Origin of the sequence: Bacteroides sp. 3_1_23, assembly GCF_000162555.1 — a bacterium.
Classification (GTDB): domain Bacteria; phylum Bacteroidota; class Bacteroidia; order Bacteroidales; family Bacteroidaceae; genus Bacteroides; species Bacteroides ovatus.
Genome location: NZ_GG774949.1, coordinates 1,824,444 through 1,843,544, shown reverse-complemented (window position 1 = coordinate 1,843,544; position 19,101 = coordinate 1,824,444). Strand labels below are relative to the sequence as shown.

The 19,101-nt window shown below is 40.5% G+C and carries 17 protein-coding genes; 7 read left to right on the top strand and 10 right to left on the bottom strand.

The window, feature by feature from the left end:
- Window positions 1-120: 120 nt before the first annotated feature.
- Window positions 121-1,764 carry an aspartate 4-decarboxylase gene (aspD, locus tag HMPREF9010_RS17040; protein ID WP_008648005.1) on the bottom strand — a complete coding sequence of 548 codons (1,644 nt, stop codon included), beginning with the start codon at window positions 1,762-1,764 and terminating at the stop codon, window positions 121-123.
- 22 nt (window positions 1,765-1,786) lie between these two features.
- Complete coding sequence (aspT, locus tag HMPREF9010_RS17045) at window positions 1,787-3,481, bottom strand: aspartate-alanine antiporter (RefSeq protein WP_004295784.1); 1,695 nt, start codon at window positions 3,479-3,481, stop codon at window positions 1,787-1,789.
- 167 nt (window positions 3,482-3,648) lie between these two features.
- Here aspT and HMPREF9010_RS17050 point away from each other — a divergent pair, with 167 nt between their 5' ends.
- Window positions 3,649-5,316, top strand: a complete 1,668-nt coding sequence (locus HMPREF9010_RS17050) for a formate--tetrahydrofolate ligase (protein WP_004295785.1) — start codon at window positions 3,649-3,651, stop codon at window positions 5,314-5,316.
- A gap of 338 nt (window positions 5,317-5,654) precedes the next feature.
- On the opposite strand, the gene glyA is transcribed toward HMPREF9010_RS17050, so the two are convergent.
- The 8 genes from glyA to HMPREF9010_RS17090 form a co-directional block, all read right to left on the bottom strand.
- Window positions 5,655-6,935: a serine hydroxymethyltransferase gene (glyA, locus tag HMPREF9010_RS17055; RefSeq protein ID WP_008648004.1), complete on the bottom strand. Its 1,281-nt coding sequence runs from the start codon at window positions 6,933-6,935 to the stop codon at window positions 5,655-5,657.
- 134 nt (window positions 6,936-7,069) lie between these two features.
- The gene (locus HMPREF9010_RS17060) at window positions 7,070-7,807 is read right to left on the bottom strand and encodes a porin family protein (RefSeq protein WP_004295789.1); all 738 of its coding nucleotides are present in this window, start codon (window positions 7,805-7,807) and stop codon (window positions 7,070-7,072) included.
- A 16-nt stretch (window positions 7,808-7,823) separates the two neighbouring features.
- Complete coding sequence (locus HMPREF9010_RS17065; protein WP_004325806.1) at window positions 7,824-8,393, bottom strand: flavin reductase family protein; 570 nt, start codon at window positions 8,391-8,393, stop codon at window positions 7,824-7,826.
- Window positions 8,394-8,409: 16 nt separating this feature from the next.
- Window positions 8,410-8,871 (bottom strand): aspartate carbamoyltransferase regulatory subunit, encoded by a 462-nt coding sequence (pyrI, locus tag HMPREF9010_RS17070; RefSeq protein WP_004295791.1) that lies wholly within the window; start codon window positions 8,869-8,871, stop codon window positions 8,410-8,412.
- The gene (gene pyrB / locus HMPREF9010_RS17075) at window positions 8,868-9,809 is read right to left on the bottom strand and encodes an aspartate carbamoyltransferase (RefSeq protein ID WP_004315282.1); all 942 of its coding nucleotides are present in this window, start codon (window positions 9,807-9,809) and stop codon (window positions 8,868-8,870) included. Before pyrB ends, pyrI begins: the two co-directional genes overlap by 4 nt.
- 112 nt (window positions 9,810-9,921) lie before the next feature.
- The gene (locus HMPREF9010_RS17080; protein ID WP_008648002.1) at window positions 9,922-10,701 is read right to left on the bottom strand and encodes a DUF4373 domain-containing protein; all 780 of its coding nucleotides are present in this window, start codon (window positions 10,699-10,701) and stop codon (window positions 9,922-9,924) included.
- A 23-nt stretch (window positions 10,702-10,724) separates the two neighbouring features.
- Window positions 10,725-11,069, bottom strand: a complete 345-nt coding sequence (locus HMPREF9010_RS17085) for an SH3 beta-barrel fold-containing protein (RefSeq protein WP_008648001.1) — start codon at window positions 11,067-11,069, stop codon at window positions 10,725-10,727.
- A gap of 228 nt (window positions 11,070-11,297) precedes the next feature.
- Window positions 11,298-11,708, bottom strand: a complete 411-nt coding sequence (locus tag HMPREF9010_RS17090) for a DUF4119 family protein (RefSeq protein WP_004295796.1) — start codon at window positions 11,706-11,708, stop codon at window positions 11,298-11,300.
- 131 nt (window positions 11,709-11,839) lie between these two features.
- Between HMPREF9010_RS17090 and HMPREF9010_RS17095 the strand changes: the two genes are divergently transcribed.
- From HMPREF9010_RS17095 to HMPREF9010_RS17120, 6 genes are all read left to right on the top strand, one after another.
- Window positions 11,840-12,793 (top strand): tyrosine-type DNA invertase cluster 3b, encoded by a 954-nt coding sequence (locus HMPREF9010_RS17095; RefSeq protein WP_004295797.1) that lies wholly within the window; start codon window positions 11,840-11,842, stop codon window positions 12,791-12,793.
- Window positions 12,794-13,147: 354 nt separating this feature from the next.
- On the top strand, window positions 13,148-13,723 hold the full coding sequence (locus HMPREF9010_RS17100; RefSeq protein ID WP_004295799.1) for a UpxY family transcription antiterminator: 576 nt from the start codon (window positions 13,148-13,150) through the stop codon (window positions 13,721-13,723).
- Between the two features lie 80 nt (window positions 13,724-13,803).
- Window positions 13,804-15,339: an oligosaccharide flippase family protein gene (locus tag HMPREF9010_RS17105; RefSeq protein ID WP_004295800.1), complete on the top strand. Its 1,536-nt coding sequence runs from the start codon at window positions 13,804-13,806 to the stop codon at window positions 15,337-15,339.
- Window positions 15,318-16,310 carry an acyltransferase family protein gene (locus HMPREF9010_RS17110; protein WP_004295801.1) on the top strand — a complete coding sequence of 331 codons (993 nt, stop codon included), beginning with the start codon at window positions 15,318-15,320 and terminating at the stop codon, window positions 16,308-16,310. Before HMPREF9010_RS17105 ends, HMPREF9010_RS17110 begins: the two co-directional genes overlap by 22 nt.
- Window positions 16,307-17,455 carry a Coenzyme F420 hydrogenase/dehydrogenase, beta subunit C-terminal domain gene (locus tag HMPREF9010_RS17115; protein ID WP_008648000.1) on the top strand — a complete coding sequence of 383 codons (1,149 nt, stop codon included), beginning with the start codon at window positions 16,307-16,309 and terminating at the stop codon, window positions 17,453-17,455. The genes HMPREF9010_RS17110 and HMPREF9010_RS17115 overlap by 4 nt, the downstream gene beginning before the upstream one ends.
- 1 nt (window position 17,456) lies before the next feature.
- Window positions 17,457-18,539, top strand: a complete 1,083-nt coding sequence (locus HMPREF9010_RS17120) for a polysaccharide pyruvyl transferase family protein (protein ID WP_008647999.1) — start codon at window positions 17,457-17,459, stop codon at window positions 18,537-18,539.
- Window positions 18,540-19,101: the final 562 nt, after the last annotated feature.

Here is a 19,101-nt window from a genome sequence, read left to right as displayed (position 1 = left end):
AGAACATAAATGCTGCGCTTTGAAAATTATTTCTGTTGTTTATTTAACTGCTATTTTATTTTTTGTTCTTATGTTCTTCTGTCTGAATTAAATTCTCATTTATAAAATGAACTACTTAGTTCATTCTTTTGATGCTTTCCATGTTTGGGCATATTCTTCCAACACACACTTGATGCTTTGTCCGATTTTCACATAATCGGTCTCATTCAAATTGGCTAGTGACACACGCACACTCCATTTCGGTCCGGCAAAGCCACCACCATTCAACAGAACGAGTGAAGTTTCGTTTGCCAGGCGGAAAACCACATCCAATGGATTGTAGGTCTTTTGCAGATAAGTAACGAAGTCATCCCCATAGAATTTCTTCGCCCATACCAGCATATCAATCTCCGAATAATATCCGGCACGCAGCGGATCTTCTACCAGTGTGAAACCTGTATTATCCCACAATGCATGCAGGCGGCGATGAATAATTTCCTGCATCTTGGCTTTATAACTGTCCTCTTTATCCAAAAGCGAGAAGAGGGCAAACAAACTCATCTGTATCTGTTGGGGCAGGGAAAGCCCTGCAGTATGATTCAGCGCAATTTGTCGGCTGTCAGCCACCATGCGGTCAATAAATTTCATCTTTTCCGGTTGCAGGCTAAGGCTGGAATAACGTTTGTTTAATATTGATTTCTGCTCCTCCGACAGGCGGGCAATCATTTTGTCGTAGATGTTGTCTTCGTGTAGAGCGATCACAGCGGTTCTCCATCCTGTAGCTCCGAAATATTTGGAGAACGAATAAACGCAAAGCGTATTGTGCGGCAACTCTGCCATCAATGAACGGAAATGAGGAATAAACGTTCCGTACACATCATCCGTGATAATCATCAGGTTCGGATTATCATTCTTCACAATGTTGATGATACGTTCGGTAGTCTCTTTGCTAAGTGCATAGCTGGGCGGGTTGCTCGGATTGGTGATAAACAACGCTTTGATCCGCGGATCTTTCAGCTTGTCTATATCTTCATCCTTATACTGCCAGGTATGTAAACCGTCAGGAGTCATCTGGTCGGCAGAAATTTCGGTAACGTCGAACTGATAGCGTCGCAGTTCCGGGATTTCTATATAAGGAGTGAACACAGGAACCATCAAAGCAATAGCATCCCCCTGGTTCAACAGGAAATTCTCTTGCAAAGAATCGAACAGATAACACATGGCTGCTGTACCTCCTTCAGTCGCGAAAAGGTCAAAAGTTCCTTTCGGCGGACGGCGGTCACACATCTCTTGCGCCAGGTAATCCTGTACGATTAACTCCGTAAAATGTAAAATACGGTCGGGCACAGGATACTGGTCGCCAATCACCGATTCTGCCCATTCGTGAATAAGCGTATCCGGATCGGCAGCATGTTCCATCAGCATATAATTATAGCCCTCTTTCAATAGGTTAGCACCGGGAGCTTTCTCGTTTTCTTTCAGGAAAGCCTCGAAACGGGCAGCAATTCCCGCCTTTTGCGGAATACCTGCTATTCCTTCTTCCAGTGAAAACGCATGACGACATTCGCAAAGGCCGAATTGTCCCAGCAGAAAAAAGGCTTCGCGTGGTTCGGTAGCAATCCAGTTCGGGTTACCTCTTCCGGCATTCAACATCGTATGTGCTATCTTCTTGATACTTTCATCTGCCATATTGATCAGTTTGTTTTTCAGCTCGAACGGGCTGATCGTTTCCATTTTCTTGGCATAACTTTTGGTAATGGCAGGGTTATTTGTTTTCTTTTCCATAATGATATTTATTTATATAGTTTTACATAAGTAGTACGATGACAACTCCCCAGATAATCAGGAGCGTATTGCCGACTGCATACGTCACCGTATATCCTAATGCCGGTGTGTCGCTTTCCACTGCATCCTGAATAGCTCCCAATGCAGCTGTTGTAGTACGTGCTCCTGCCGTACATCCCAATGACAGGGCAGGGTGGAATTTGAACAAGTATCTCGCCATCAGCAATCCGGCGAGGAGAGGAATGGCCGTTGCCAATGCGCCGACGATAAACAGACTGACGCCTACTTCCTTGAATCCGGCAATGAAACTGGGACCTGCAGCGATACCGACCACTGCGATAAACATATTCAGTCCTACATTATTCAATACCCATAAAGAAGGTTCGGGGATACCTCCGAAAGTAGGATGCTTGCTGCGTAGCCAACCGAACAGAAGTCCGGCTATCAATGCGCCGCCACTGGTAGAAAGACTGATAGGAACACCTCCCAGATGAATAGCCAGTGCACCGAAAAGACCACCGAGCAAAATACCCAATCCAACGAAGATCATATCCGTCTGGTTGGTAGGCCGGTCAATATAGCCCATTTGTTTGGCAGCACTTTCCACTTCATGTTTAAGACCGGTAAGTTCGAGAATATCTCCCGAATCTACGATTGTTTTAGGCAATACCGGAACATTGATTCCGGCACGTTTGATATTCCGGATACTAACCCCGTGCATAAACTTCTGCGCCCTGATTTTGGAAACCGTTTCTCCGGCAAAAGTCCGGTGGGTCACCATTACAGGAAGAGTTTCTGCCGGGAAGTCGAGTAATTGTGCATCAATCACTTCCGGACCGATCCAGTCTTCTTCTCCAATCACAAATTCACGGCGTCCGCTAAGTACCACTTCGTCATTCTTATGAAGAATCAGGTTCGGATCTACTTCCTTCACCACTCTTTTTTGACGAATCCGTTCTACAAACAGCCGTTTATCATTTTTACATAGATAAGCTTCGAGTTCACTGACTTTCTTTCCTTTGTCAAACCATTCATTGGTGATTTTATAAGCACGGAACACAACCGGACGAAGAGCCGGGGAAAATCCGGGTTCGTCAGCTTCCGATGTTCCCATTTGAGCCTCCAATTCCTTGCAGTCGGCCTTCACCTTATCCAGTCCACCCAGCATTTTAGGGCCGAGAGAAGCCAGAATCCACGCCGAACCGGCCGTTCCGAAAATATAAGTTACGGCATACGCTACCGGAATTGCATTGATGAACGTGGCTTTCTGTGCATCGCTGATTCCCAGCTGGTTGATCGTATCGCTTGCCACGCCGATAACGGCGGATATTGTTTGTGAGCCTGCCAACAGTCCGGCAGCTTCTCCTACATGATATCCCATGATTTTGGCCAGTATCCACGGGGCTACCAGACTGACAATACACATCAGTACGGCAAATCCCACTTGTGGCAGGCCGTCTTTCTTCAATCCGCGGAAAAACTGCGGACCTACCTTATAGCCAACGGCAAATAAGAAAAGCAGAAAGAACACAGCTTTCATCGGACCATCTACAGTGATATTCAGTTGTCCGACCAATACTCCGACCAGCAGAACGCTGGTGACTGTCCCCAAAGAGAATTTCCCTATTTTGAGTCTGCCAAGCCAGAACCCGGCAAAGAGCGTCAGGAAAATAGCAAGTTCAGGATGTACCCTTAGTTGATTAATAATCCATTCCATAATTAAGTTGTTGTTTTAGGTTATGTCATTTACAACAGTTATAGCGTAAAAAGAGTTTGTTGTGTTATGAAAAATAGAGATATAATATCCGCCGAACTTTAAATTTCTCTATTTCGCTTTTTTGTTATACTTTTGTTCTTTCAAAAATAAAACTAATCATATTCTGTATGAAATCAGACATAGAAATAGCTCGCAGTATTGAGCTGAAGAAGATTAAGCAAGTTGCCGAAGGTATCGGAATCCCTCGTGAGGAAGTGGAGAATTATGGCCGCTACATAGCAAAGATCCCCGAACAACTGATTGATGAAGAGAAAGTGAAGAAAAGCAATCTCATTCTGGTAACTGCTATCACAGCAACCAAAGCGGGCATTGGCAAAACTACAGTATCTATCGGTCTCGCTTTGGGATTGAATAAAATTGGAAAGAATGCGATTGTCGCTCTTCGCGAGCCGTCTCTCGGTCCATGTTTCGGAATGAAGGGAGGAGCAGCCGGTGGGGGATATGCACAAGTGCTTCCGATGGACAAAATTAACCTCCATTTTACAGGGGATTTTCATGCCATCACTTCTGCTCATAACATGATTTCTGCTTTACTCGACAATTATCTTTATCAGAATCAGGCAAAGGGCTTTGGACTGAAAGAAATTCTTTGGCGGAGAGTGCTTGACGTGAACGACCGTTCGTTGCGCAGCATCGTTGTCGGCCTCGGACCTAAATCGAACGGGATTACCCAAGAGTCCGGTTTCGATATTACTCCTGCTTCGGAGATTATGGCAATTCTTTGCCTTTCTAAAGATGTGAGTGATCTGCGTCGCCGTATTGAAAATATCCTGTTGGGCTTCACGTATGACGACCAACCTTTTACTGTGAAAGATTTGGGAGTGGCAGGAGCCATCACCGTGTTATTGAAAGATGCTATCCATCCTAATTTAGTGCAGACTACCGAAGGAACCGCTGCTTTTGTACATGGTGGTCCGTTTGCTAATATCGCACATGGTTGTAACTCTATTCTGGCCACTAAATTGGCAATGTCTTTCGGTGATTATGTAATAACAGAAGCCGGATTCGGTGCCGATCTCGGTGCAGAAAAATTCTATAATATCAAATGCCGCAAGAGCGGACTCCAACCACGTCTCACAGTGATTGTCGCTACGGCACAAGGATTAAAGATGCACGGAGGTGTCAGTCTCGACCGTATCAAAGAGCCGAATATGGAAGGCTTGAAAGAAGGATTGCGTAATCTCGACAAACACGTTCGTAACCTTCGCTCATTCGGTCAGACCATCATCGTAGCTTTCAATAAGTTTGCATCCGATACGGATGAAGAAATGGAATTACTGCGCGAACATTGCGAACAGTTGGGAGTGGGTTTCGCCATTAACAATGCGTTCAGTGAAGGAGGAGAGGGAGCAGTAGATATGGCCCGTCTGGTAGTAGATACCATAGAGAACAATCCGTCCGAATCTTTACGCTACACTTATAAAGAAGAAGATAGCATACAGCAGAAGATCGAAAAGGTAGCCACTAATATTTACGGAGCCAGCGTTATTACCTATAGTAGTATTGCACGCAACCGTATCAAACTGATTGAGAAAATGGGAATCACTCATTATCCGGTTTGTATTGCTAAAACACAATATTCATTCTCTGCCGATCCAAAGATTTATGGGGCGGTAAATAACTTCGAGTTCCATATTAAAGATATTGTTATCAATAACGGAGCTGAAATGATTGTAGCCATTGCCGGAGAAATTCTTCGTATGCCGGGATTACCCAAAGAACCGCAAGCATTGCATATCGATATTGTGGATGGAGAAATAGAAGGATTGAGCTAAAATATATACCTCAAAAAAATATTCCGGTATGATGCCGGTAAAATAAATCCCCGTCTTTCCCTATGAAATAAAATGTGGAAAGACGGGGATGACTGTATATAGAGTCCAGTGCGCTTCTGTTTTCTCTTCTTGCACACTGTACGGTTGAATTCGTCCTTGCTATGAGTGATATATGACATCATATATTTCTTTTATAGTAAGAAAAACGAAAATATGGACAGATGGTTCGGGCGGGACCGTTAATAAATAAAAAAAGCCTGCTCCTTTCACAAAGAGCAGACCTTATAAATAAGAAATAAAGCTGATAACAGTGAGGCTATTAGCTTTGAAATCGTTTTTTAATAAGCAAAAAGAGGATATTTCTTCATTGTCTCATTGACACGTGCACGTACTTGTGCAATAACTTCCTCATTTTCTACGTTAGACAATACAGTCTCGATCATTTCAGCAATTTCGAGCATCAAATCTTCTTTTGCACCACGAGTTGTGATAGCAGGAGTACCCAAACGGATACCGGAAGTCTGGAAAGCTGAACGGCTGTCGAACGGAACCATGTTCTTGTTAACAGTAATATCGGCAGAAACCAATGCTTTTTCTGCCACTTTACCTGTCAGTTCAGGATATTTGCTACGCAGGTCAACCAACATAGAGTGGTTGTCTGTACCACCGGAAACGATGGTAAAACCACGGTCGATTAAAGCCTGTGCAAGTATAGCAGCGTTCTTTTGTACTTGTTTAGCATATTCCTTAAATTCAGGTTGCAGGATTTCACCGAAAGCAACTGCTTTAGCAGCAATTACATGTTCCAGTGGTCCGCCTTGGATTCCCGGGAATACGGCAGAATCCAGTAATTGAGACATCATCTTGATCTCACCTTTCGGAGTGGTCTTACCCCATGGATTGGGGAAATCCTTACCCATCATGATGACACCACCACGAGGTCCGCGAAGTGTTTTATGTGTAGTAGAAGTGACGATATGTGCATATTTAACCGGGTTTTCGAGCACTCCGGCAGCGATCAGACCGGCAGGGTGAGCCATGTCGATCATCAGGATAGCGCCTACTTTGTCAGCGATTTCACGCATACGTTTGTAATCCCATTCACGAGAGTATGCAGAACCACCACCGATAATCATTTTCGGTTTCTCACGTAGAGCGACTTCTTCCATCTGGTCGTAGTCAACGCGTCCGGTTTCCTGATTCAGGTTATATTCGCAAGGAGTATAGATGATACCGGAAGTGTTTACCAGTGAGCCATGAGAAAGGTGTCCGCCGTGTGCAAGATTTAATCCCATGAATTTGTCGCCCGGATTCAGAACTGCGAGGAAAACAGCAGCATTAGCTTGTGCTCCCGAGTGTGGTTGTACGTTTGCCCATTCCGCGCCAAAAATTTCTTTCAGGCGGTCGATAGCGATTTGTTCGCTTTGGTCTACTACTTCGCAACCTCCGTAATAACGTTTGCCGGGATAACCTTCTGCGTACTTGTTAGTCAGGCAAGAACCCATTGCCTGCATAACCTGGTCACTCACAAAATTTTCTGATGCAATAAGCTCGATTCCTTTCAACTGACGTTGATGCTCTTTTTCGATGATGTCGAAAATGATGTCGTCTCTTTTCATTCTTTTATAAGTAAGATTAAATTTCTAATTCGAGATACCTATTTTAAGCGCACAAAGTTAATGAAAATAAATAAAGAATGAAGGAAGTACAAGAAAAATGTTAGTAAAAAGCCGGATTTAATGATATTTTATTCTTAAAGGATGAATCCCAGCGAAAAACTTAACGCGCTGTCACGGCGACGGAAAATAATGTTGCTCACTCCTGTGCTGCCGTCGGAATTGATATTGTCGTAAATGATGGACTTGGAGATATTTCCGATGCCTTGCTCGTAGCGGAAATCGAAAAAGATACGGGAGATGTTGACGCCTACACCGATCACTGCACTGACATTGAACGGATACAGCCTTTCGTGAATCCCTTTTTGGTCAAAATTCTTAAAAGTGATTTCATTGTGTTTTCCCCATAAGTAGCGAAGTTTGGGGCCTGCGAAGATAGACATTCCGTAAGGCCCTTTTTTCACCACATTATAGCCGTATAAAATAGGGAAATCCACACTGTGCAACACCGATTGCACGGAAGCATAATCAGGCTCGATGGCAGGATGCTGCGAACCGAGCTTATCGAAAGTGATCTCACATTTGCTTACATTATAGGACACTTCCGGCTGAATGAAATGCTTCTTCATGTTGATGCGCATAAAGAGGGCACCGAAATAACCTATCTTGTAGTTATTCTGCACCTCATCGATAGTTACATCCTTAATTTTCAGTTCAGACACCATGAACATGGAAGAGTTGAATCCCGCCTTGATACCGATATTTATTTTTTTTGTATTGGGGCGGTCTACTTTTTCTGCGTTATAGTTCTGGCCGACAGCCGTGCAGGCTATGGCTAACAAACCGGGAAGGATGAATTTACGCAGCATATTCATGGCAATATCGCACTTTTTATGATTTCTTCTTTTCTACACTCCAACCGAATTTACCGATTTTCTCTCCCAGATTATAATATCCTCCATGCACATATACCAGCGGATTGGCTTCGGCCAGTTCCAGCTTTCCGGTTTCAGGATTCAGGTTCCGGTCGTCCGCACGCACATTTACTACGTCAGCGATAAACATATCGTGTGAGCCGAGGGAGATGATTTCTTTCACACGGCATTCAATGCAGAGAGGAGATTCTTCAATCAACGGAGCACTGACCACCGTACACTGTCCGGGTGTCAGCTTCATCTCATCAAATTTATGATAATCACGTCCCGAACGAACTCCGCACCAGTCGGTGGCAAAAGCCATATCTTTCGTTGTCAGGTTGATGACAAACTCCATGTTTTTTTTGATAATGTCATAAGAATGGCGTTCCGGACGTACGGATATATAACACATGGGCGGGTTTGTACAAATCGTACCCGTCCATGCTACTGTGAACATATTATATTCGCTTTCTTCCTTTCCGCAGCTGACCAGTACAGCCGGCAGCGGATAGATCATCGTTCCTGGTTTCCAGTCCTGTTTCATGGGGCTATACGTTTATTCAGAGGATTGTAATCTCTTCACGTTTCTGCTCTTTCTCGCAATAATGGCACTTTACGATACAATTATCCTTGTCTATCACATGAAAGATAGTGGCCATCGGTTCGTTGTTGGTGATACATTTCGGATTGGCACATTTCACGATGCCCCGAAGTTCATCCGGCATTTTCACCTCTTTCTTTTCCACTACTTCGTAATCGCGGATGATATTCAGCTTGACGTGCGGGGCAACTACTGAAATACGGTTAATCTCTTCGTCGCAGAAGAATTTATCTGCAATCTTGATGATCCCTTTTTTACCCAGCTTCTTGCTGTCGAGGTTGAATCCGATAGTGATATTGCTAGTCATCTGTTCCACACCGAGCAGTTGCACTACGGTAAAGAGCTTTTCGGATGGGATATGGTCAATCACTGTCCCGTTTTTCAGGGCAGCTACTTGCAATGCTTGTTTATTTTCGCTCATAATAAAATATCGTTTTTAACGTCATCTAATGTGATACCTAATACATCGCAAAGGATCGCTTCGCGGGCATACAGACCGTTTTGTGCCTGTTGGAAATAGTATGCTTTCGGATTGTCATCCACATCGTAAGCAATTTCGTTGACACGGGGAAGCGGGTGCAGGATACGCAGGTTCGGACGTGTGTTCTCCAGCATTTTGTTACGGAGAATATATACATTCTTCACCCGTTCATATTCCATCAGGTCGGTGAAACGTTCGCGTTGTACACGGGTCATGTACAGAATATCGGCGTCGGCGATAATCTCTTCGGAAAAGTCTGTATGTTCAACGTATTTTATTTGGTGCGTTTTGCAGTAAAGTTTGTATTCTTCCGGCATTTTCAGCTCTTCGGGAGCGATAAAATGGAAAGTCGGATTAAAGTGTCGCATCGCCATCAGCAATGAATGTACGGTGCGGCCGTATTTCAAATCACCCACCAGGAAAATGTTCAGATTTTCCAGCGTTCCTTGTGTCTTGTAGATAGAGTAGAGATCGAGCATCGTCTGCGACGGGTGCTGGTTGGCTCCGTCACCTGCGTTGACAATGGGCACCGGGGCTACTTCGCTGGCATACCGTGCAGCTCCTTCGAGATAGTGTCGCATGACGATAATATCTGCATAGTTGCTCACCATCATGATCGTGTCTTTAAGTGTTTCCCCTTTGGAAGAGCTGGTAGCTTTGGGGTCAGAGAATCCGATTACTCGTGCACCGAGACGGTTGGCAGCTGTTTCAAAACTCAAGCGGGTACGGGTGGAAGGTTCAAAGAACAGGGTTGCTACAACCTTTCCTTGTAATAACCGGCGATTGGGGTTCATTTCAAACTGCTTCGCCATTTCGAGCATGTAGAGGATTTTTTCTTTAGAATGTTCGGCAATGGTTACTAAACTTCTGTTTTCCATTTTGTTATCTTTTATGTGGATAGAACTTGTTTTACCGGAGCGTAAAGGTACGAAGAATTTGTGAAAAGCACAGATTTTTCGTACCTTTTTTATCAGCTTTTAATCAGTCGGTTTATTTCCGTCCGCTAGCTAACGCTGCAATGATATATTTCCCCGGTGCTCCGATTTTACTCCAGGCCGTATTGGAGAGCAGTTTCCACACCTGGGTGCCTTTCCTGCCATAGTCCGATAGCCGGAGAATCGTCTGTTTCTCTTTTGGGTCAGTCACTTTATGGTTGTCCAGACTCTCCATCAATCCTGCTATGTTGTGTGTAGCCAGATTGTAGGCATACCCCGGAATTTCAATCGAAGCATCGTTAATTTCTTCTTCTTCAGAATTTAGTTTAGTTTCCTTTAGTTTAGTTTGTCGGGAAATGTCTGCATTTTCTTGACTCACCTCCTCTTGAGTTTCAAAAATGTCTGCATTTTCCGCGTTCAACTCTTCTTTTTGCATCCCTTTTTTCTTCTTGGTCTCTAATAAATAAGGTAGTTGGGAGAAATCTATTTTCCTTCGTGTAGTAGCTTCAAACCACACCCTTTGAATCTGTTCCGAAGTGAGTATGCCGTATTTTTCGTAGGTTTCCTTATGGAAAAATCCTTTTTCCAATAATAGGTCGACAATCTTTTCCATCATGTCCTCTTTGATCCCGCCGCCCACTTTACGGACGAAAATCAGGTTTTGTTCCTTTCCCCAAGAGATATAATATCCCTCTTTATATATTTTACAAAGCAATCGCATGACAATGTAAGAAGCTAATACTCCAAACTTAGCTTCTAATAGTTCCATCACTTCTTCGTCAAAGAAGTTTGCCGGTGTCGGAAAATAAGGTATCCCTTTATTAATCATATTCATTGTTCAATATATTTTAATCTAACTTATACAATAGCTCTCCACTCCATCAGGTTCCCGATCATAAATCTTCTCCATCCTTTTTGTTCTTCACTCCAATAGAGAATAGACTCTTGTTTTGCTGTGATATTGAATTCTCTATGGAAGAATTTTTCATATCCTACCAGTGTTCCTCTTTCCAGACAAAACGTGCCATCCTGCTTGTAAAAAGCTATCACTACATTCCCATACAACATGCGATCTATTAGTTTAATGCACTCTTGTACAATTCTCTCCGCACATTTATCCGAAATCCCCTTTTCAGCAGTAATACGTTTTTTCCATACTAATTTGCAAGCTTCTAACTTGCCTTTCCTGATTTTTTGTCTCATTTTCTTCTGTTTTTAATTTTGAAAAATAAATTTCTGTTTGAGCGTAAATCTTCCCTTATAGATAGTGACGGTATGTTGTTGTCATAGCGTCACTATCCTTTCATTATAGTGACGCTATAACGATAGCATACCGTCACTATTTTTTTAAGAGAAAATCTGTTAGTTTTCGACCGGTTGAAAACGGCGGCGAAGGTAAGCTTTATATTCCAACTGTCCCATTATTTTTTCTTAGTACTTGCTTTTGACCTTTTCAGCCTGTTCTCTTTTTTCCTTTTTTTCTTTCATGTACTCTTCCTCAACAGGTTTTTTCAATGCACCCAATTCAGCATGTATACTGCTAAGTTCCATTAACTTATAGCCGCCATGTTTGTGGATGTATAATACTTTTTGGTCATAGATATATTGGGCTAGATTTATCAGCTTTTTCTTCTTAGGATGGCGGAAATGTCCATCAATAAAGATTTTTAAATACATGGTGAAATAAAGGCGGATATCTCCGTCGATTGCTATTCTGTTATCCAGCTCTTCTTCACTGATGATTTCTTCCTTTGAATGCTTCCCTGGAGCTTTTTTCATTGTTTGGACATTTCTTTTTACCTTGTCGTTTTTACTACCTTTTTTGGCATTTTTACTTTTCATAATCTACTAATTTTAACGTTGGTTAAACATGTGTTAATTCTAAAAATAATATCTGGAAAGTGAAATTGAACCAGCAAAAAGATTTGTTCTTTTGTCGCTTGCCAAATAGTATATATATAAAATAACTAGTGATGCAAATGATGAATAAAAATGGATTCAGTCGATGTGGGGAGAACTACATCAATCGTTTACGAAAGGAGGGGCGCTATTCTACAGCGCATGTCTATAAGAATGCCCTTTATTCTTTCAGTAAGTTTTGTGGTACGTTGAATATGTCGTTCAGGCAGGTCACCAAAGAACGTTTACGACGTTATGGTCAGTATCTTTATGAGTGTGGTTTGAAGCCTAATACGATTTCTACGTATATGCGTATGCTTCGTAGCATTTACAATCGGGGAGTGGAAGCAGGGAGTGCCCCTTATGTTCCCCGATTATTTCATGATGTCTATACAGGTGTGGATGTCCGACAAAAGAAAGCTTTGCCTGCCGGTGAGTTGCACAGACTTTTGTATGAGGATCCCAAATCGGAGCGTTTACGTCGTACACAAACTATTGCTGCTCTGATGTTCCAGTTTTGTGGAATGTCATTCGCTGATTTAGCTCATCTGGAAAAATCGGCTTTAGATCAGAGTGTATTACGCTATAATCGAATCAAGACGAAAACTCCCATGAGCGTGGAAGTGCTTGATACTGCCAGAGGAATGATTAATCAACTCCGAAGTAATCAGGAACCCATTCCTGATTGTCCGGACTATCTGTTCGACATACTTTGCGGTAATAAAAAACGGAAGGATGAAAGGGCATACCGTGAATATCAGTCTGCTCTTCGGAGATTCAATAATTGTTTGAAGGATTTGGCGAGAGCTCTACGTTTGAATTCTCCCGTTTCTTCTTACACACTCCGTCATTCCTGGGCAACGACAGCCAAGTATCGTGGAGTGCCAATTGAAATGATCAGTGAATCATTGGGACACAAATCAATAAAAACCACACAAATCTATTTAAAGGGTTTTGAGCTAAGAGAACGTACAGAGGTAAATAAAGGGAATTTATCTTACATTAGGAACTATCGTTTAGGTAGGTAATTAACGGTAAAGTGTTAGAAATCAAGGGCGAAATGTTTCTGTTACTTCTTAGGTAACGGATAATTATTCGGTGCAAAGATATGCAAAAATACAAATAGTAAACAAGTAAAATCTTCTTTTTTTTCTGATTTGTTGAAATATGCAACAAAAATATATCAGGACATGATGATTCTGTTTGATCATGCCCGATATTCCTATATTCTGTTTTCAAAGATGCTTTTCCCTTCGCGTAGGTTAGAAAAACATTGCTGTAGGCGGTTCTTGTCCATGTTTTTCTGTTTTCATCTGTTTTCCTGTGAATAAATACCTTATCCGTTACCTAAGAAGTAACGGACACATAAGGGGTAAAAAAGTATGATTCTAACGAAAGAAACTTTAAGTGCTGGGCCTAAAATTGGGACAGGGGAAGGCGTAGCACACTCTAAACGCTGGTATGTTGCTCTGGTTCGTATGCATCATGAGAAGAAAGTAGCCGAACGTTTAGACAAAATGGGGATTGAAAATTTTGTACCGGTCCAGCAAGAAGTACATCAATGGAGCGACCGCCGTAAAGTGGTTGAATCCGTGCTGCTTCCCATGATGGTCTTTGTACATGCTGATCCTAAAGAACGTAAAGAGGTTCTTTCTTTTTCTACAGTTAGTCGGTATATGGTAATGCGCGGTGAGAGCAGTCCGACTATCATTCCTGATGAACAAATGGCCCGTTTCCGTTTTATGCTCGACTATTCCGAAGAGGCAATCTGTATGAATAGTGCTCCTTTGGCACGTGGTGAGAAAGTACGTGTTATTAAAGGTCCTTTGACGGGGCTTGTAGGAGAGCTTGTTACAGTAGATGGTAGAAGTAAGATTGCTGTCCGGTTGAATATGCTGGGGTGTGCTTGTGCGGATATGCCGGTCGGGTATGTAGAGCCGATAGGTGAGAGGCAATAATCAAATTATTAATCAAAAGTATGACATAGGAGGTGCCGAATAACCTTTAAAGGTATTATAGGCATATAGTAAATATTTACATGTCTCAAGCGACAGACAACAATAAACGAATAGCGAAGAATACCTTACTTCTCTATATTCGTATGCTTTTTATGATGATCGTGAGTTTATATACTTCACGTGTCATACTAGATGCTCTAGGAGTTGAAGATTTTGGTATATATAATGTCGTAGGTGGCGTTGTAGCTATGTTTTCGGTAATATCGGGGTCATTATCTGCTTCTATCAGTAGATTTATTACCTTTGAATTGGGGAAAGGTGATCAAAGTAAGCTGAATAAGATATTTTCAGCATCGGTTACTATCCAAATATTGTTGTCTTTAATCGTAGTCATATTAATAGAGATTGTTGGTGTATGGTTTCTTAATTCTAAGATGATTATTCCAGCAGATAGAATACTGGCAGCTAATTGGGTACTCCAATTTTCTGTTGTCACTTTTGTCATAAATCTTATAAGTGTTCCATATAACGCATCTATAATAGCACATGAAAAAATGTCGGCCTTTGCTTATATCAGTATATTGGAAGCTATAGGCAAACTTATTATTGCATATTTGATCGTTATAGCTCCTATGGATAAATTGGTGTTTTATTCAATTTTGATGTGTTCTGTAGCAATAATTATTCGTTTTACTTATGGCTATTATTGTAAAAGGCATTTCAAAGAGTGTACTTATCATTTTTGTTGGGATAAAAAACTTCTAAAGAATATGTTTGGGTTTGCAGGATGGAATTTCATTGGAGCTGCTTCATCCGTGTTAAGAGATCAAGGTGGAAATGTTGTCATTAATTTGTTTTTCGGTCCGTCTGTAAATGCAGCTAAAGGTATTGCTATGCAAGTAAATTCAGCAATTTCAGGATTTGTTAGTAATTTTATGACAGCATTAAATCCGCAAATTACAAAATCTTATGCTTCTGGCAATCAAGACTATATGATGGCACTTATCTTTCAAGGAGCGAAGTTCTCATTTTATATGTTGTTGTTGCTCTCATTGCCGGTGATTATCAATACTCACTATATTCTTGGGCTATGGCTGAAATTGGTGCCGGAACATGCAGTTCTGTTTGTGCGGCTAACGTTGCTTTTTGCCATGAGTGAATCTATTTCAAATCCATTGATTACGGCCATGCTTGCCACGGGTAGAATTCGGAACTATCAGATTATGGTAGGTGGTCTGCAGATGCTGAATCTCCCTATATCATATATCTTTCTTCGTTTGGGGTGTGTACCGGAGTCTGTATTGTTTGTTGCAATATTTATATCTCAATGCTGTTTAGTTGCACGTCTTTATATGCTCAGAGGAATGATTGGATTGTCTTCTGTCAAGTATTTGAAACATGTGTATTTAAAAGTCTTGATGGTAATGTCAACATCAGCGATTCTACCAATATTATTATTAAAGAACATAAATGAAACCTTTTTATCCTTTTTAGTTATATCTGTAGTGTCAATACTTACCACATCAATTTCGATATTTTATATAGGATGTAGTAAAGAAGAAAGAGTTTTTGTCTGGGCAAAGGTCAGTGCTTTATGTGCAAAAATCAGAAGATGATAGAACGTAATTATTCAATAGATATTCTTAAGTTTATATGTGCAATCCTTGTGGTATTCCTTCACACTGATTGTGTATATCATGATTACATCTTGCCACTCACACGTTGCGCAGTGCCTTGCTTTTTTATGATTAGTGGTTATTTGTTATTCAACGATGGCGATATAGAAATATCGAGATTAAAACGCAGTACTAGGAATATTTTGCACATCATCGTATGGTCTACGTTGTTGTTTGCTTGTTATAAAGAAGCTGTGGCAATACATCAAGGGAGTGTTTACATACCATCACTTCGTGAATTATTTAATTTTATAGTTCTTAATGAAAATCCTTTTGGCGGTCATCTTTGGTATTTGGGGGCATATTTATATGTACTATTGATAGCAATGATTATAAGCAAGTATAAGATTTGGAAATATATGTTCTATGCCATTCCTATATTATTGCTGACAGACTTAATATTGGGTAAGTATAGTTTACTTTTTCTCGATAGAGAGTTTCCAGTTATCTATGTACGGAACTTTTTGTTTGTCGGTCTACCATATTTTGCATTGGGGGCATGTCTGAAGAAGTATAGTGACAAGATTAGTAAAATTAAATACTATTATTGGCTTATTGGGGGCATTTTATTCTCATTGACGTCTCTAATGGAAAAATGGGTATTGCTATATTTAGACAAGAATCCCGGACGTGAACATTATTTTAGTAGCACGTTGCTTGCGCTATGTCTATTCTTGTTAGTATTATCATTCAAGAAGAAAGAACCAACTATATATTCGACTATTGGAAATAAAGATTCGCTTTACATATACATCTTTCATCCTCTCTTTATATCAATCATCGGTATGATAGTTGGTAAGATAGCATCAAATTCTATAGTAAATATATACTCATTTACTGCGCCATTTGTAGTGTTCTTATCGACGATGGTCTTTATAATAGTAATAAGAAAAATCCGGTTGATACAATGATAAATATCAATAATCAGGCAGATTGTTGCGGATGTACTGCATGTGCCAGTATTTGCGCTCATGATGCTATCACGATGAAACCAGATGCGCTTGGATTTCTCTATCCGGAAGTGGATCGAAGCAAGTGTGTTGATTGCGGTCTGTGTGAGAAGGTGTGTGCTTTTAATGACGATTACGATAAAAGCTTAAATATAGATAACCCTTTAGCTTATGCGGCAAGGCATAAAAATGAGGAAGAATTAAGATATAGCCGTTCTGGAGCCGTATTTGTTGCTATGTCTGATTATATTCTGGAACATGGTGGCGTTGTGTATGGTGCAGGATATGCTGACCATTTTAGAGTCGTCCATAAACGAGCAACTACAAAAGAAGAATGTAGCGAATTCAAGGGAAGTAAGTATGTACAGAGCGATATGAATACGGTGTTCCGCCAAGTGAAGCAAGATTTGAAGGCAGGTTTGGTTGTTTTATTCTCTGGTACTCCATGTCAAACAGCAGGTTTGAATAGTTATATAGGAAAAGCTCAAAGAAAAAATCTCATTCTTATAGACATTATTTGTCATGCAGTGCCCAGTCCTTCTATATGGAAAGATTATCTTGGCTATACAGAATCAAAATTCAAATCAAACGTTATCAAATTAGAATTTCGAGAAAAATCCATTGGGTGGAACCAACCACCCATGGAAAGTTTTACTTTTACAGATAACTCTATTCATAAAGACTTTCTGTTAAGGTATCTTTTTTATTCAGGATTAATTTCCCGGCCCTCTTGTGAGCATTGTAAATATTGCAATCTTTCCAGACCTTCTGATTTGACTATCGGAGACTTTTGGGGATATGAAAAAGTCGTACCGAAAATGAATACAGACAATAAAGGAATCTCGCTCGTTATTTGTAACACGGATAAGGGGTGTAGTTTTTTTAGGGAATGTTCTTATATGCTGCATACAAAGCATGTAGACTTGATGAATTCATTGCAACCCAATCTGCAACATCCTTCGTCTGTAGATCCTCGTTGGCATCAATTTGCAAAGGATTATCAAAAAAGAGGATTTTTGTATGTTGCCAGGAAATATGGAAATGTAGGTTATCGTTACCAACTAAGAATGTTTATGGACAAAATTAAGCGGAAATTATCCATTTAATATGAAGATAGGAATATTGACATTTCATTGTGCTCACAATTATGGGGCCGTGTTGCAGACCTATGCTTTAGTAACGTATTTGCGGAAGAATAACTATGATGCGGAGATAATAGATTATAGACCCAAATCGTTAACTATGTCCCATGGTATTATGCCTTGGCGTAGAATTTCCCGACTTAATATAATACGAAAAGTTATCTTTGTTCTTAGAATATTACCGTTCTTAACGGTAAGAAAAGAACGTTCTGACAAATTTCAATCATTTATAGATAGCTTACCTCTTTCAACTCGGAAATATACGGAAACAGACAGTGAAGTCACAGGCTATGATATAATAATTTGTGGCAGTGACCAAGTTTGGAATCCTAGCATTACCAATGGCTTTGATAAATTCTTTTGTGGAAGTGTCAGTCATAAAGGCAAATTTATATCCTATGCAGCTAGTACTGAAGCCAAACGAATCATCTCCGATGACTATAAAAAATATAAAGAAGTACTCTCCAATTTTGAGAATATTTCAGTTAGAGAGTCAGAGCTTAAAAATATTTTGCAACCACTCATAAATAAAGAAATAACGAAAGTTATAGACCCTGTGTTTTTATTATCTGCCAATGAATGGCAAAAGGTAGCTATCAAACCAACTTTTACCGACAAACCATACCTTCTTGTATATCAGGTAAAGAGAGACGATAGGGTACTGGATATGGCAAATAAATATGCTGCATTACACCACATGAGTGTTGTTGAAGTAACAGCAGAGGCTGAATATAAAAAAATGAAGAATCGAATATTGACAGCATCTCCTTTTGAATTTGTGGGATTGTTTGCCAATGCCTCATGTGTCGTTACAACATCATTTCATGGAACCGCATTTTCTATAATATTCAACAAGCCTTTTAAAACCGTATTGTTCAATGCGCCCGGCGATGGACGGGCTCTGGATGTAATGAATACTTTCGGCATAGAAAATTCGACAGTTAATGTAGATAGCGGGGATATTCAGGAAATGTCTCTTAACACCCCTAATTTAGATATTATAGTCCGGACTTCGGAAACATTTATAAAGCAGGCCATACAACGATGAATAATGCAATAGTCAAAAGATATCCATTGGCAAACTCCTTTCCGATATTATTAATAGTTTGTCTGATATTGGAACAAGGTTACGGTCTTCTTCCAATACCTAGATACTTATTTATCGTGTTGGTGGGTGTTTTCTTCTTTTATTATAAAAAAGGAACATCTTACAGTAAGCCCATTTCCATCTTTGTAGTTAGCTGCTTTCTAAGCATCTTGTCGTGTATGTATTTTAGGAATGAAAGTCCTGTCAGTATTATGGGCGAATATAATATATATCTTATGATTGTATTTTATTTTGTCTTGTGCAAATACAATGTAAGTATTGAAGTTCTTGAAAAGGTATTGTTCTGGGCTTTTATCATATTCTGCTTTTGTTACTTATATCAAGTTTCAGTCTATCCCAAACTTGTATTTCTAGATAAAAACAATCAGTACAATGAAACTATAGATGTGTTGAACCGACGAATTCGAATGGTGGGAATGTCCATTAATTCATTGGGATATTTTTATAGTTTGAATAAAATCTTGGAGAAGAAAATGAACTATACACTTCCCATGTTGCTTTC